Below are 15388 nucleotides of genomic sequence, written 5' to 3' on the forward strand. Positions count from 1 at the left end.
CATCGGAGCACGGCACGCTCGGCCGACCACGGCCGCTCAACGAAGAGGAAAAGGTGGAACCATGACCACATCTCGACGGCTCCTGGCCGGGTCGGCGGCCCTGCTGATCGGAGCGGGACTGCTGACCGGCTGCAGCACCGGGGGAGGAAGCGGGTCGGACGACGGCACGCTCACCCTCTGGCAGAACTCGACGACCGGCCCCGGCCAGGACTTCTGGACGGCGACCGCGGCCGACTTCGAGAAGGCCAACCCGGACGTGAAGATCGACGTCCAGACCGTCCAGAACGAGGACTTCGACAGCAAGCTGCAGACCGCCCTCAACTCGGGCGACGCCCCCGACGTGTTCCTGCAGCGCGGCGGCGGCAAGCTCCAGGCGATGGTCTCGGCCGGACAGGTCAAGGACCTCACCGACGTCATCTCGGACGAGGCGAAGAAGGACATCAGCGAGGGCACCTTCGGGTCGGGCTCGGTCGACGGCAAGGTCTACTCGATGCCCGTCGCCGTCCTCCCCGGGGGCTTCTGGTACAGCCAGGACCTCTTCGACGCGGCCGGCATCACCGAGGCCCCGAAGACGATGGACGAGCTCGACCAGGCCGTCACCGCCCTCAAGGGCTCGGGTGTCTCGCCCGTCGCGCTCGGCGGCAAGGACGCGTGGCCCGCCGCGCACTGGTACTTCTTCTTCGCCCTGCGCTCGTGCAGCTCGGACGTGCTCGAGAAGGCCGCGACCGACCGTGACTTCAGCGACGACTGCTGGGTCAAGGCGGCCGAGGACCTCGCCGACTTCCGCGACACCGAGCCCTTCAACGACGGCTTCCTCACCACGGCGGCCCAGCAGGGCGCCGGCAGCTCGGCCGGCCTCGTCGCCAACCACCAGGCCGGCATGGAACTGATGGGTGCGTGGGACCCGGGCGTCATCGCCTCGCTCACGCCCGACCAGAAGCCGCTGGCCGACCTGGGCTGGTTCCCCTTCCCCGCCGTCGACGGTGGTGACGGCGAGGCCGGCGCCATCATGGGCGGCGTCGACGGGTACTCCTGCTCGGCCGGTGCTCCCGACTCGTGCGTGGACTTCCTGAACTACCTGGCGACCCCCGACGTGCAGGAGGCGTACTACAAGGCCTTCAACGCGCCTCCGGTCAACACGGTCGCCCAGCAGGCCGTCACCGAGCCCTACCTGCAGGACGTGCTCAGCGCCTACAACGACGCCCCGTTCGTCTCGCAGTGGCTCGACACCGTCTACGGCCTGAACGTCGGCAACGCGATGAACGTCGCCGTGGTCGACCTGCTCTCGGGCGACGGCACGCCGCAGCAGTTCGTCGACGCCGTCGACGCCGCCGCCAAGAAGGCGTAGAGGTCGGATCGTGAGCCTCCGCGAACCCTCCGTGCGGCCCGCCGCACCATCGCGGCCTCACGCCACCGCCGGGGGCGAGGCACTTGTCTCGCCCCCGGTGGCCTCCCGGGCCGTGTCCCGGAAGGGGCGTGGCGCCCGCGGCCTCGAGATCGCCCTGCTCGTCGGCCCCGCCCTCGTGGTGTTCCTGGCGTTCGTGGTCTTCCCGATCGTGATGGCCGCCTACTACGGCTTCTTCAGCTGGTCCGGCTTCGGCCCGCCGACCGACTTCGTCGGGTTCCGCAACTACGTGACGATCTTCCAGGACCCGACCTTCCTCGACGCGTTGCGGCACAACGCCACGATCGTCGTGCTCTCGCTCGTGCTGCAGGGCCCGGTCGCCATCGGCCTCGCGTTGCTGCTCAACCGCAAGCTGCGCGGTCAGTCGCTCATCCGCGTGTTGATCTTCGTGCCCTACGTCATCAGCGAGGTCGTCGTCGGCACGGGCTGGAGCCTCATGCTCCAGGGCAGCGGCGCCGTCAACGACCTGCTCACCAAGGTCGGCCTCGGCTCGTTCGCCACCGACTGGCTCGCCGATCCCAGCATCGCCATCTGGACGCTGCTGGTGATCATCACCTGGAAGTACGTCGGCTTCGCCGTCATCCTCTTCCTCGCCGGGCTCCAGGGCGTGCCCGAGGAGCTCAGCGAGGCCGCGGCCATCGACGGCGCGAGCTGGTGGCAGATCCAGCGCCGCATCACGCTGCCGCTGCTCGGACCGACGCTGCGCATCTGGGCGTTCCTGTCGATCATCGGCTCGCTGCAGCTCTTCGACCTCGTCTACATCATCTGGGGTCAGTACATCGCGGCGACCGCCGGCACCTCGACCATGGCGACCTACATGGTCGCGAACGGCCGCACCTCGGGCAGCTACGGCTACGGCAACGCCGTCGCGGTCGTGCTGTTCCTCATCTCGCTCGTCGTCGCCCTCGTCTACCAGCGCTTCGTGCTGCGACGCGACACGGCCGGGGCCGTCACGACCTCGGCGACCACCGCAGGAGAAGAACGATGACCGCCTCGACCCTCACCGCGCCTCCTCGGGGCCGCGGGCCCGCCGCCACCGGCGACCGACCGCCGACCCGCAGGAGGCGCGGCATCGCCGACCCCGGACGCGGCGTCGCGTACGTGGTCGCGGCGGTCGTCATCGTGGCGATGCTCGCGCCCGTCGCGTTCATCGTGATCGGCGGCTTCCGCACCAACGCGCAGATCACGACCGACCCGTCCGGGTTCCCGAGCCCGTGGCAGATCGGCAACTACCTCGACGTGCTGACCGGCGGCACGTTCTGGCGACAGGTCGGCAACTCGCTGATCTCGGCCGGGGCGACCACGATCGGCACGGTCGCGCTCGGCCTGGCCGCCAGCTACGTGCTGGCCCGGTACCGCTTCGCCGGTCGCGGGGTGCTCTACGCGCTCTTCGCGGCAGGCCTCATGTTCCCGATGACCGTCGCGATCACCCCGCTGTACCTCGTCATCCGCGACCTGGGCCTGACGAACTCGTTGGCCGGCGTGATCCTGCCGCAGATCGCCTTCGCCCTGCCGACGACGATCATCATCCTCGTGCCGTTCCTCCGCGCGATCCCCGACGAGATCGAGGAGGCCGCGTTCATCGACGGCTGCAGCCGCCTCGGCTTCTTCTTCCGCATGGTGGTGCGGCTGTCGCTGCCCGGCGTCATCACGGTGGGCATCCTCGCCTTCATCGGCGCCTGGAACTCGTACCTGCTGCCGCTGTTCATCCTCAACGACCCGTCGACGTTCACCCTGCCGCTCGGCGTGCAGGCGTTCTCGTCGCAGTACTCGGTCGACACGGCACGGGTGCTCGCCTTCACGGCGCTCTCGATGCTGCCCGCGTTGATCTTCTTCAGCCTCTTCGAACGCCGCATCGTCGGTGGGCTCACCGGGGCGGTCAAGGGATGACCGCCACCGACACCGTCACAGACCAGGAGGCGCGAGCCGACATGACCGACACCGCTCACCGACCGCAGGCCCTCACGGTCGGCGAACCCCGCGCCTCCGACCGGGTGGCGTCGCTGTTGAACGAGATGACCCTCGACGAGAAGCTCGCCCAGCTGGTCGGGTGGTGGGTCGACCAGGGGGCCGAGAACGTGGCCCCGATGCAGGGCGAGATGGCGACGTCGGGCGACTACGTCGAGGCGACCCGGCACGGGCTCGGGCACCTGACGCGGGTCTACGGGACCAGACCGGTGGACCCCGTCGAGCGCGCCTCCTGGTTGTGGCGCGAACAGCGCCGCCTGCGGGACGAGACCCGACTGGGCATCCCCGCGCTGGTGCACGAGGAGTGCCTGACCGGCCTCGCCGCCTGGCAGGCCGCGACGTTCCCCACGCCGCTCGCCTGGGGGGCCTCGTTCGACCCCGAGCTGGTCGAGGAGATGGCCCGGCTGATCGGCGGGTCCATGCGCGACCTCGGCGTGCACCAAGGTCTCGCGCCCGTGCTCGACGTCATCCGTGACACCCGGTGGGGTCGGGTCGACGAGTGCATCGCCGAGGACCCCTACGTCGTCGGCACCATCGGCACCGCCTACGTGAAGGGGCTGCAGGCGGCCGGCGTGCACGCGACGCTCAAGCACTTCGTGGGCTACTCGACCTCGGCGGCGGGGCGCAACCACGCGCCGGCACAGGTCGGACCGCGGTTCGTCGAGGACGTCCTGCTGCCGCCGTTCGAGATGGCCGTGCTCGACGGCGGGGTGCGCTCGGTGATGAACTCGTACGCCGAGATCGACGGGGTGCCGGTCGCCGGGACGCCGTCGTACCTGACCGAGGTGCTGCGCCGACGGTGGGGGTTCGACGGCGTGGTCGTGTCGGACTACTTCTCGGTGGCGTTCCTGCAGGTGATGCACGCCGTCGCCGCCGACCGGGGCGAGGCCGCGGCACTGGCCCTCGAGGCCGGCATCGACGTCGAGCTGCCCACCGGTGACGCCTATCTCGCGCCCCTGGCCGAGCGGGTGCGCCGCGGCGAGGTGGACGAGGCGCTGGTCGACCGGGCGGTCCTCCGCGTGCTCGCCGAGAAGGAGGAGCTCGGGCTGCTCGACGAGACGTTCGAGACGCCGCCGCCGACCTCGATCGACCTCGACTCGGCCGAGCACCGGGCCGTCGCGCGACGGCTGGCCGACGAGTCGGTCGTCGTGCTGACGAACGACGGGGTGCTGCCGCTGGTTCGTGGGGCCGCCGGTGCTGGTGCCGGTGCTGGTGCGGCTGGTGCCGGTGCCGGTGCCGGTGCCGGTGCCGGTGCTGGTGCCGGCCCGGCCGCGGTCGCGGTGATCGGGCCGAACGGCGACAGCGCCGAGGCCCTGATGGGCTGCTACTCGTTCGTCAACCACGTGCTGGCGCACCACCCGGGCGTGCCGCTCGGCATCGAGCTGCCGACCGTCGCCGGGTCCCTGCGCAGCGAGCTGTCCGCGGCCGACGTCGTGGTCGAGGCCGGCTGCGACGTCGAAGGCGACGACCGGTCACGGATCGCCGCCGCGGTCGACGCCGCGCGCGGGGCCGAGGTCGCCGTCGTGGTCGTCGGCGACCGGGCCGGCCTGTTCGGACGTGGCACCGTCGGTGAGGGAAACGACGTCGAGAGCCTCGAGCTGCCCGGGGTGCAGCGCGAGCTCGTCGAGGCCGTCGTCGCCACCGGCACGCCGACCGTCATGGTCGTGCTCTCGGGCCGGCCGTACGCCATCGGCTGGGCGGTGTCGGGTGCGGGGGCGCCCGCCGCCGTCGTCCAGGCGTTCTTCCCGGGGGAGGAGGGCGGCGCCGCCGTCGCCGGCGTCCTGACCGGCAGCGTCGAGCCGTCCGGGCACCTGCCCGTGTCGCTGCCGAGGTCGGCCGGCGCGCAGCCGTTCTCCTACCTGCACCCGGTGCTCGGTGGACCGTCCGAGGTGACGAGCGCCGACAGCACGCCCGTGCTGCCGTTCGGTCACGGGCTGTCGTACACCTCGTGGCGACGCTCCGACCTGGTCGTCGACTCGGCCGAGGTGCCCACGGGCGGCTCGTTCGTCGCGTCGGTGACGGTCGCCAACACGGGCGACCGCCCCGGCACCGACCTCGTGCAGCTGTACGCGCACGACGTCGTGGGCTCGGTCACCCGGCCCGTCGCGCAACTGCTCGGCTACGCGCGCGTCGCGCTCGAACCCGGTCAGGAGGCGCGGGTCGTCTTCCGCGTCCCCACCACCCGTCTGGCACTCACCGATCGGCAGCACCGACGGGTCGTCGAGCCCGGGGACGTCGAGCTCTGGGTCGGCGGCTCCTGCGCCGAACGCGAGACCGAGGCGGCGGTGCGCTTCACGGGCGACGTGTACCCCGTGACGATCGCCGACGAGCGCATCGTCGGCGTCGAGATCGCGACGCGCACCGGGAGCTGACCCGCGCCTCCCGGGCTGCCGACCCGCGCCTCCTCTGCCCGCGAACCCCGTTCCGTGCGATGAACCACGAAGGTTCGTGGTTCCTCGCACGGAACGGGGTTCTTCGCGGCGCGGCGGGCGGGAGGCGTCGGGCGGCCGCCGCGGTCAGGGGGCAGTAAGGCGACATGTGTAGCCTTACGGCGAGTCGCGCACGGTCGCGCGGCGACTGGCCCGGCGCCGCGTCGGGCCCACCGAACGAGAGAACCGGAGCCCGTCCCATGGAGCGTTTCACCGACAAGGTCGTCCTCATCACCGGCGGAGGGTCGGGCCTCGGCCGGGCCGCCGCCGTCCGCGTCGCGAGCGAGGGCGCGAAGCTCGCGCTCGTCGACGTCTCGGAGAAGGGCCTCGCCGACTCGCAGGCCGCCGTGCTCGAGGCCGTCCCCGGTGCCGAGGTGCTGACCGTCGTCGCCGACGTGTCGAGCGAGGACGACGTCGCCCGCTACGTGTCGGCGACGGTCGAACGCTTCGGGCGCATCGACGCGTTCTTCAACAACGCCGGCATCGAGGGCAAGCAGAACCTCACCGAGCGGTTCGGCGCCGACGAGTTCGACAAGGTCGTCTCGATCAACCTGCGCGGGGTGTTCCTCGGCCTCGAGAAGGTGCTCGGCGTCATGCGTTCGCAGGGCGACGGCGGGGCCGTGGTCAACACGGCGAGCGTCGGCGGCATCCGCGGCGTCGGCAACCAGTCGGGCTACGCCGCGGCCAAGCACGGCGTCGTCGGCCTCACCCGCAACTCGGCCGTCGAGTACGGCGAGTTCGGCATCCGCGTCAACGCGATCGCCCCCGGCGCCATCTGGACGCCCATGGTCGAGGCCTCGATGCGTCAGATCGACGCCGAGAACCCCGAGAAGGCCGCCGAGCAGTTCATCCAGATCAACCCGACCAAGCGCTACGGCAAGGCCGACGAGATCGCCTCGGTCGTCGCCTTCCTGCTGTCGGACGACGCCACCTACGTCAACGCGGCGGTCGTGCCGATCGACGGCGGGCAGTCCGCGAAGTACTGACGTACGCGGGGCGTCCCGAGTCGCCGACCCGTGCCTCCTCGGGTGGCCGGCCCGCCCTCCGCCGGTCGCCCACCCGCGCCTCCTGCCGCCTCGCACCCGGTTCCGAACCATGCACCCCGTTGCTTCTGGGTGCATCGTTCGGAACCGGGTTCTTCGTCGCGCTGCGGGCCGGCAGGGGGCGGCATCAGGCCGGCAGGGAGGCCACCGGGCCGGCGCGGAGGGCCAGAGCAGGAGGCGCGCCGCGCGTCAGCCGGTCGACTCGCGTTCGTGCACGCGCACGGCTCCGTAGGTCACGCCCGCCGAGGTCGAGCCCCCGATCGCGTCGACCAGGTGCTGGGCGGCCGCCCGGCCGAGCTGTTCGAGGTTCATGTCCACGCTGGTCAGCGTCGGGCGTGACTCGCGGACGAGGACGTCCCAGTTGTCGAAGCCGATGACGGCGACGTCGCCCGGCACCGACCGGCCCTCGTCGCGCAGCGCGTCGAGCACGCCGCGGGCGATGTGGTCGCTGCCCGCGACGATCGCGTCGACGGTCTCGTCGCCCCGGACGAGGAGGCGCGCGCAGTCCCGCCCCCAGGCCTCGCCCCACTGCCCGTACAACGAGGCACCGCCGACGAGCTCGAGCCCGGCGGCCTGCGTGGCGGCCAGCACCCCCGCCGCCCGGTCGCGTGAGGCGGCGTAAGACGACTCGCCGTTCACGAGCGCGATGCGCCGCCGACCCTTGGCGATGAGGTGCTCGGCGGCGAGACGGCCGGCCTGCACGTTGTCGGGGGTGAAGGACGCGTCGGTCGGGTCGGTCGACGGCGCGTAGACGTAGACCACCGGCACGTCGGCGAGGACGGGAGCCGGGGGGCGGGGGTTGGTGGTGCGGCCCACGATCAGGAGCCCGTCGACGCGTCGGGTGAGCAGGTTCTGCAGGTGCAACTGCTCGCGCAGGGCGTCGTCGCGGGCGTCGGCCAGCAGCACCGAGAGCGACCCCGAGCCGAAGGCGTCCTCGGCGCCGAGCAGCACGGGCAGGACGAAACGGTTGTCGAGGTCGCTCGTGACCATGCCGATCGTGCCGGTGCGCTGGGAGTTGAGGGCCTGGGCGAAGAAGTTCGGGGTGAACGACAGGGCGGCGGCGGCCTCTCGCACCTTGACGCGCGTGCTCTCGCGTACCTGGGCCCGCCCGTTGAGGGCCTTCGACGCGGTCGCCACCGAGACGCCGGCGGCCCGGGCCACGTCCGCGAGCGTGACGGGCGCCCCCGTCCCTCGACCACCGCTGCTCGTACCCATGTAGCGAAAATAGTTCACGAACGTGTTGACAAGCAACTGTGCCAAATGTAGCTTTCGACCCGAAACCGGTTTCGGTTACAACTTCTCGACGACGAGACGGTCGCGCACCGGCATCCCCTGCACCGCGCGGCGCTCTCCGAACGAGGAACCCGCAGCATTCAGAGAGGAATTCCTGTGATCTCGTTCATCCGCAGCAAGAAGACGGCCGTCGCCGTCGTGGGTCTGGCCGCCGTGTCGCTCGCCCTGACCGGGTGTGCCGGTGGCTCGTCGGGCGGCAGCAGCTCGGCCGCGTCGGGGACGTACACCTTCTGGGACCCGTACCCGCAGTTCGACGACTCGTCAGACTGGGCGAAGCTGGTGCAGGCCTGTGGCACCGAGGCCGGCGTCACCGTCGAACGCACCGGCTACGACACCTCCGACCTGACGAGCAAGGCCCTCCTCGCCGGCCAGCAGGGCAACTCGCCCGACCTGCTGCTCGTCGACAACCCCGTCGTCTCGACGCTGGCCGAGGCGGGCCTGCTGACCGACACCGACGAGACCGGTGCCGACACCTCGGACATCGAGCAGAACATCCTCGCGGCCGGACAGGTCGACGGTGCGACGTACGGGGTGCCCATCGGCGCCAACACCCTCGCGCTGTACTACAACAAGACCGTCCTCGACGCGGCGGGCGTCGACCCCGCGTCGATCACCGACTGGAACACCCTGACCTCGGCCCTCGAGAAGGTCTCGGCCTCCGGCGGGAAGGGCATCACCTTCTCGGCCATCGGCACAGAAGAAGGAAGCTTCCAGTTCTTGCCTTGGTACTGGGGGTCCGGTGCCGAGCTGACCGACCTCTCGTCCGACGACGCCGTGTCGGCGCTCGACCTCTGGACCGGGTGGGTCGAGGACGGCTACGCCCCGAACTCGGTCATCGGCAACACGCAGACCACGAGCTGGCAGGAGTTCCTCACGGGGGAGTACGCCTTCGGCGAGAACGGCACCTGGCAACTGGCCGGCGTCAAGGACTCGGGCATCGACTACGGCATCATCTCGATCCCCGCGAAGGACGGAGGCGCGGCACCGGCCCCCACGGGCGGTGAGTTCCTGACGGTCCCCGTCCAGAGCGACGACGCCCGGTACGACGTCAGCGAGAAGATCCGTGCGTGCCTGACGAGCACCGACAACCTCGTGGCCACCGACACGACCCTGTCGTACGTCGCGCCGACGAAGGACGCGCAGGAGCAGCAGGTGCAGGCCGACCCCGACCTCGAACCGTGGGTCACCGCCGTCGGCGATGCCAAGGGGCGCACGAGCGACGACCTCGGCACCGAGTACCCGAAGATCTCGGAGCAGCTCTGGAAGGCCGTCCAGAACAGCCTCAGCGGGTCGTCGTCGGCCCAGGACGCCCTCGACGAGGCCCAGCAGGCCGCCGAGTCGGCCACGAAGTGACCGCCCGGGACGAGCGACCATGAGCACCGACATCCTCGAACGTCGTGAGGCCGTGCCCGACGGACGGTCGGGCGGGACGCACGTCCCGCCCGCCGGCCCCGGCCGCCCGAGGCGTCGCCGTCGCCCCGACGCGGGCCAGCTGACCGCCTGGGCCTTCATCGCCCCGGTCGTCCTCTACCTCGCGGTCTTCTACGCCTACCCGTTGATCCGCAACGTCGACCTGTCGGTCCGCGACTACACCGTGCGGTCGTTCATCGACGGCACGGCACCGTTCATCGGGTTCGAGAACTTCACCGACGTCTTCGCCAGCCCGACGTTCGGCCCGGCCCTCGTCAACACGCTGCTGTTCACGGGCGTCTCGATCGCGTTCCAGTTCTCGATCGGCATGGCACTCGCGGTCTTCTTCTTCCAGAGGTTCCCGCTGTCGTCGACGTTGCGCGCGTTGTTCCTCGTGCCGTGGCTGCTGCCGTTGATCGTCAGCGCGTCGACCTGGTCCTGGATGCTCAACAGCGAGAGCGGCGTCGTCAACTCGGTGATCGAGACCTTCGGCGGCAGCCAGGTCAACTGGCTCACCTCTCCGCAGTGGGCGTTGACGAGCGTGATCGTCGCCAACATCTGGATCGGCATCCCGTTCAACCTGGTCATCCTCTACAGCGGCCTGCAGAACATCTCGGGTGACCTCTACGAAGCGGCGGCGCTCGACGGCGCGAACGCCTGGCAGAAGTTCTGGCGCATCACGTTCCCGCTGCTGCGCCCGGTGTCGGCCATCACCATCCTGCTCGGCCTCGTCTACACGCTGAAGGTCTTCGACATCATCTGGATCATGACCCGGGGCGGCCCGGGCGACGCCTCGACCACCTTCGCCATCTGGTCGTACCAGCTGGGCTTCGGCTCGACCCTCCCGACCTTCGGCCCCGCGGCCGCCGTCGGCAACCTGCTGATCGTGATGGCCCTGATCTGCGGATTCGTCTACCTGCGCGTGCAGAGGAAGCAGAGTCGGTCATGAGCGTCATCACCCGGACCCCCGCCCCGCGATCGGACGTGCGCCGCGCCTCCTCGCGGCGGGCCGGCCGGCGCAGCCTGGCCACGACCGTCCTCGGCGTCGTCTTCACGGCGATCATGTTGTTCCCCATCTACTGGATGATCAACGTCTCGCTGACGCCGACGGCGCAGATGCGGCAGAGCCCGCCGTCGTGGTTCCCGACGAATCCGACGCTCGACGGCTACGCGGCCGTCGTGTCCGAGCAGCTGCCCTACCTCGGCACGAGCCTGCTGGTCGGGCTCGGCACCGTCGTCGTGACGGTCGCCCTGTCGGCACCGGCCGCGTACTCGCTCGCCAAGCTGCGGCCCAAGGGGGGAGGCGCGCTCAGCTTCGTCCTGCTGGTCGCGCAGATGATCCCCCAGGTGATCATGGCGATGGGCTTCTACGCGATCTACCTCAACCTCGGCATCCTCAACGAGTGGTGGGGTCTCGTGATCGCCGACTCGACGCTCGCGGTGCCGTTCGGCGTGCTGATCTTCACCGCGTTCATGAGCGGCATCCCCGACGAGTTGCTGAGCGCCGCGAAGCTCGACGGGGCCGGCTCGTGGCGGACCTTCGTCTCGGTGGTGCTTCCGGTCAGCCGCAACTCGGCCGTCACCGTCGGGCTGTTCGCGTTCTTGTGGGCCTGGTCGGACTTCGTCTTCTCGTCGACGCTCAACAGCGGCGGCTCGGCCCAGACCATCACCCTCGGCATCTACCGCTACATCGGCAACAACAACCAGGAGTGGAACTCGATCATGGCGACCGCCGTGGTCGCGTCGATCCCCGCCACCGTCCTGCTCGTCGTCGCCCAGCGGTACGTCGCCGCCGGCGTCACCGCCGGTGCCGTCAAGGACTGAGCCGGCCTCCCCGAGCCGACAGCGCCTGGCCGACAGGACCGAACCGACATGACCACCACACATCCCGCGAGGAGCACGCCCGTGACCACCATCCACACCTCGACCGCACCGTTCTCGGGCCCGGTCCGGCCCGGCCGGTCGACCCTGACCCCGCTCGACTCGTCCGAGATCCGCCTGACCGGCGGGTACTGGGCCGACAAGCAACGCCTGAACGCCGACGTCGTGCTGCGCCACTGCGAGGACTGGATGGAGCGCATCGGCTGGACGGGCAACTTCGACCGGGCCGCGTCCCATCAGGCCGGCTGGGTGCACGCCGGCATCGAGTTCGTCGACAGCGAGGTCTACAAGCTGCTCGAGGGCATGGCGTGGGAGCTCGGCCGATCGCACGACGCCGACCTCTCGTCGCGCTACGACCAGCTGGTGTACCGGGTCGCTTCGGCGCAGGACGACGACGGCTACCTGCACACCAGCTTCGGTCGTCCCTGGCAGCCCGCCCGCTACTCGAACCTCGAATGGGGCCACGAGCTCTACAGCTTCGGCCACCTCGTCCAGGCGGCCGTCGCGGCCGAGAGGACCGGCATCGAGAGCGCCCTGGTCGACGTCGCCCGCCGCCTGGCCGACCACCTCTGGGTCGAGTTCGGGCCCGACGGGCGGGTGGCGGTCTGCGGGCACCCCGAGATCGAGGTCGCACTCGTCGAGTTCGGCCGCGCCCTCGACGAGCCCCGCTACGTCGAGCTCGCGCGCCTCTTCGTCGAGCGCCGCGGCCGCGGCCTGCTGGCGCCGATCGAGTACGGCCAGGAGTACTTTCAGGACGACGTACCGGTGCGGGAGGCCGAGGTGCTGCGCGGGCACGCGGTGCGGGCGTTGTACCTGGCGGCCGGGGCCCTCGACGTGGCCGTCGAGACCGGCGACGACGAACTCGCCGACGCCGTCCGGCGGCAGTGGGAGGCGACCGTCGCGCGCCGCACATACGTCACCGGCGGGATGGGCTCGCACCACCAGGACGAGGCGTACGGTGCCGACTTCGAGCTTCCGCCGGATCGCGCCTACTCGGAGACCTGCGCCGGCATCGCGTCGAACATGCTGTCGTGGCGCCTGCTGCTGCAGGACGGCGACCCGCGCTACGCGGACCTGATCGAACGCACGCTGTTCAACAACGTGATGGCCTCGCCCCGCGAGGACGGGCGTGCCTTCTTCTACACGAACACGTTGCACCAGCGCACCGACGGCGTCGCCCCCGACGAGGACGAGCTGAACGCCCGCGCCCTGTCGAGCCTCCGGGCGCCCTGGTTCGAGGTCTCGTGCTGCCCGACGAACGTCGCCCGCACGCTCGCGAGCGTGGAGTCGACCTTCGCGACCAAGACGCCGGCCGGGCTGCAGGTGCACCAGTACGGCGAGTTCGACGTCGACACCACCCTTTCCGACGGCACGCCGATCGCCCTGTCGGTGCGCAGCGACTACCCCTACGACGGCGCGGTCCGCATCACCTGGCGCGACGACACGCGACGCGAGGTCGACCTCGACCTGCGCATTCCCTCGTGGGCGGGCTCGGCACGCATCGAGGCGCCCGGCCAGGCACCGTCCGTGCGGGAGGGACGCTCGACGACCGTCCGGGGCCGGTTCGCGGCGGGCGACGTCGTCACGGTCGACCTGCCGATGCAGGCCCGGTGGAGCCTGCCCGACCCTCGGATCGACGCGGTGCGCGGCCAGGTCGCCGTTCAGCGCGGCCCGTTCGTGCTGGCGCTCGAGTCGACCGACCTGCCCGACGGCGACGTCAACGACGTGGTCGTCGACACCTCGGTCGAACCGGTTACCACCGAGCGGGGTGCCACGGTCGAGGTGTCACGTCTGGCCGCGGCCACCGCCGACTGGCCGTACGGCGAACCCGGCGACGCGACCGGCCCGCTCGGCGCGGTCGCCCTCGTGCCCTACGCCACCTGGGCGAACCGCGGGCCGTCGACCATGAGGGTCTGGCTGCCCGTCGCCCGGGTCGAGGGCTGACCCGCGCCTCCTGACGTCCCGCCCGTGAGGGCGGTGCGACCCGGTTCCATCCCTCGAAGAAAGCAAAGGAGCTTCTCTGTGAACCGAACGAAGATCACGACGGGACTGCTGGCGGCGACGGCGGTCCTCGCGGCGCTCGTCGCACCGGCGGCACCCGCAGAAGCGGCGGGCAACACGCTCGTCGTCGACGCCTCGACGAGCATCAGGCCCGTCACCCACGTCGGAGCCGGGGGGCTGTACGCCGTGGCGTCCGACACGACGCCGGCCCCTGGTCTGCTGACGCCGTTGCGGCTGAAGCAGCACACGCAGCCCGCTCCCGGCGTGCAGCAGCTCGGCAACGGTGCCACCGTGCCGACCGGCGACGTGCTGAAGACGGCGAACGCGTTCACCCGCGACGGTGCACAGTCGTACGCCCGCATGCCCGACGTCTACCCGGACTTCCCGTACCGCTGGATCAGCTGGCAGGACTGGACGCAGAAGATCGACACGATGGTCGGGGCCCGGGTCGCCGCGGCGGGCACGACGAACATCAACGGCTGGGAGCTGTGGAACGAGCCCGACGGCACCTGGGACACCGCGAAGGCGGGCCCGTTCCTCGACGGGTGGACCCGGACCTACCGCCAGGTGAAGCTGCAGGACACGGTGACGCCGATCGTGGGTCCGAGCTACAGCCGCTACTACCCCGACCGCATGCGCGAGTTCATGGCCAGGGCGAAGGCCGACGGCACCCTGCCGGACGTCGTCGTCTGGCACGAACTGGACGACGGCGGGTGGGCCGACGTCGACGAGCACGTGGCCGACTACCGATCGATCGAGCGTGACCTCGGCATCAGCCCGCGTCCGATCTCGATCAACGAGTACGGTTCGCCGAACCAGGTCGACACCCCCAGCGTCGCGGCCCACTTCATCGCGCAGTTCGAGCGCACCGGCATCAAGGACGCCGAACGCGCGTACTGGTACGAATCCGGGACGGTCGGGGGACTCGTCTGGAACAACGCTCCGACCGGGTCGTACTGGCTCTACAAGTGGTACGGCGAGATGGCGGGCTCCATGGTCGACGTGACGCCCTCGGGCGATCTCGACGGGTTCGCCTCGTACGACTCGACACGCGGGATCGTCAACGTCGCGTTCGGCGGGACGTTCGGTGACAACGCCGTACAGGTCAAGGGACTGGCCGGTCTCGGGTCGCAGGTCAGGGTGACGGTGAACTACACGCCGCGCTCGGGACGAATGTCGAACGTCGCTGCACCGACCCAGCTGTCGAGTACCACCGTCGGCGTCGTGAACGGGGCCGTCACCGTCCCCATCCCGAACCAGGACTACCTCGGCGCCTACCAGGTGGTCGTCACGCCTGCCTCGGGCCCGGCCACGAGCTACCAGCAGACCTACGAGGCCGAGAACGCGACGGTGGTCAACGCGTCGCTCCTGTCGTCGTCCTCGGCGTCCAACTCCGGCTACGTGGGTCGCATCGACGGTCTGGGTGACGGCCGGTCGAACTCGTTCGTCGATTTCGTGGTCGAGGTGCCGACGGCCGGCAGCTACTCGTTGACGACCCGCTACGCGAACGGAGGCGCAGCGACGTCGACGCAGGGCCTCGCCTTCAACGGTGGTGCGTTCTCGACGGTGTCGTACGCACCGACGGGTGGCTGGGGGCGGTTCGCCACCTCGGCGGCCGCACCCGTCACGCTCAAGGCCGGGGTCAACGTGATCCGTCTGGCGAAGGGTTCTCCGAACTTCGCCGGGGGCACCGGATTCGCCGAGCTCGACTCGATCACGGTGACTCCGCGGTAGCCGCCGGCAGGCCGCCGGGCTCCTGAGAAGGCCCGGCCGCCCGACAGCTCTTCCTGTCGGGCCGGGCGGTGCGTCACGGTCCCGGGCCATGACGCACCGCCCCTCTGTGGTCGCGACCCGCGCCTCCTGCCGTTCCGGCCCCCGGGGCCGCGGACTCGGCACCGCGGACCCGGCGCCGCGGACCCGGCGCCGCGGACCCGGCGCCGCGGACCCGGCGCCGCGGA

General features: G+C 70.8%; 11 protein-coding genes. 10 read left to right on the forward strand and 1 reads right to left on the reverse strand.

The genetic code is table 11. The features are described from left to right. Positions 1 to 61: 61 nt before the first annotated feature. From ASE87_RS08295 to ASE87_RS08315, 5 genes are all read left to right on the forward strand, one after another. A complete protein-coding gene (locus ASE87_RS08295; protein ID WP_056227551.1) occupies positions 62 to 1348 on the forward strand; it encodes an ABC transporter substrate-binding protein in 1287 nt (428 codons plus the stop codon). 10 nt (positions 1349 to 1358) lie between these two features. After that, a complete protein-coding gene (locus tag ASE87_RS08300) occupies positions 1359 to 2393 on the forward strand; it encodes a carbohydrate ABC transporter permease (protein ID WP_043597606.1) in 1035 nt (344 codons plus the stop codon). Beyond that, positions 2390 to 3295 (forward strand): carbohydrate ABC transporter permease, encoded by a 906-nt coding sequence (locus ASE87_RS08305; RefSeq protein WP_056227554.1) that lies wholly within the window; start codon positions 2390 to 2392, stop codon positions 3293 to 3295. Before ASE87_RS08300 ends, ASE87_RS08305 begins: the two co-directional genes overlap by 4 nt. A gap of 41 nt (positions 3296 to 3336) precedes the next feature. Further along, positions 3337 to 5745 (forward strand): beta-glucosidase, encoded by a 2409-nt coding sequence (locus tag ASE87_RS08310; RefSeq protein WP_056227660.1) that lies wholly within the window; start codon positions 3337 to 3339, stop codon positions 5743 to 5745. A gap of 257 nt (positions 5746 to 6002) precedes the next feature. Further along, entirely contained in the window at positions 6003 to 6788 is a 786-nt protein-coding gene (locus ASE87_RS08315) for an SDR family oxidoreductase (RefSeq protein ID WP_043597604.1), read from the forward strand. Positions 6789 to 7034: 246 nt separating this feature from the next. Here the strand turns inward: ASE87_RS08315 and ASE87_RS08320 are convergent, their stop codons facing one another. Further along, on the reverse strand, positions 7035 to 8060 hold the full coding sequence (locus ASE87_RS08320) for a LacI family DNA-binding transcriptional regulator (RefSeq protein ID WP_056047126.1): 1026 nt from the start codon (positions 8058 to 8060) through the stop codon (positions 7035 to 7037). A gap of 174 nt (positions 8061 to 8234) precedes the next feature. Here ASE87_RS08320 and ASE87_RS08325 point away from each other — a divergent pair, with 174 nt between their 5' ends. The 5 genes from ASE87_RS08325 to ASE87_RS08345 all read left to right on the forward strand — a co-directional run bounded on the left by ASE87_RS08325 (position 8235) and on the right by ASE87_RS08345 (position 15164). Then, positions 8235 to 9491: an extracellular solute-binding protein gene (locus ASE87_RS08325; protein WP_235472249.1), complete on the forward strand. Its 1257-nt coding sequence runs from the start codon at positions 8235 to 8237 to the stop codon at positions 9489 to 9491. Positions 9492 to 9510: 19 nt separating this feature from the next. Further along, the gene (locus ASE87_RS08330) at positions 9511 to 10497 is read left to right on the forward strand and encodes a carbohydrate ABC transporter permease (protein ID WP_082452496.1); all 987 of its coding nucleotides are present in this window, start codon (positions 9511 to 9513) and stop codon (positions 10495 to 10497) included. Between the two features lie 113 nt (positions 10498 to 10610). Next, a complete protein-coding gene (locus tag ASE87_RS08335; RefSeq protein ID WP_055978139.1) occupies positions 10611 to 11372 on the forward strand; it encodes a carbohydrate ABC transporter permease in 762 nt (253 codons plus the stop codon). 48 nt (positions 11373 to 11420) lie between these two features. Then, positions 11421 to 13373 carry a glycoside hydrolase family 127 protein gene (locus ASE87_RS08340; RefSeq protein WP_056227557.1) on the forward strand — a complete coding sequence of 651 codons (1953 nt, stop codon included), beginning with the start codon at positions 11421 to 11423 and terminating at the stop codon, positions 13371 to 13373. A 78-nt stretch (positions 13374 to 13451) separates the two neighbouring features. Then, positions 13452 to 15164, forward strand: coding sequence for a CBM35 domain-containing protein (locus ASE87_RS08345; protein ID WP_235472251.1), 1713 nt, complete (start codon positions 13452 to 13454; stop codon positions 15162 to 15164). Positions 15165 to 15388: the final 224 nt, after the last annotated feature.

The sequence above is a fragment of the Frigoribacterium sp. Leaf44 genome, from assembly GCF_001421865.1.
In the GTDB taxonomy this organism is placed as follows: domain Bacteria; phylum Actinomycetota; class Actinomycetes; order Actinomycetales; family Microbacteriaceae; genus Frigoribacterium.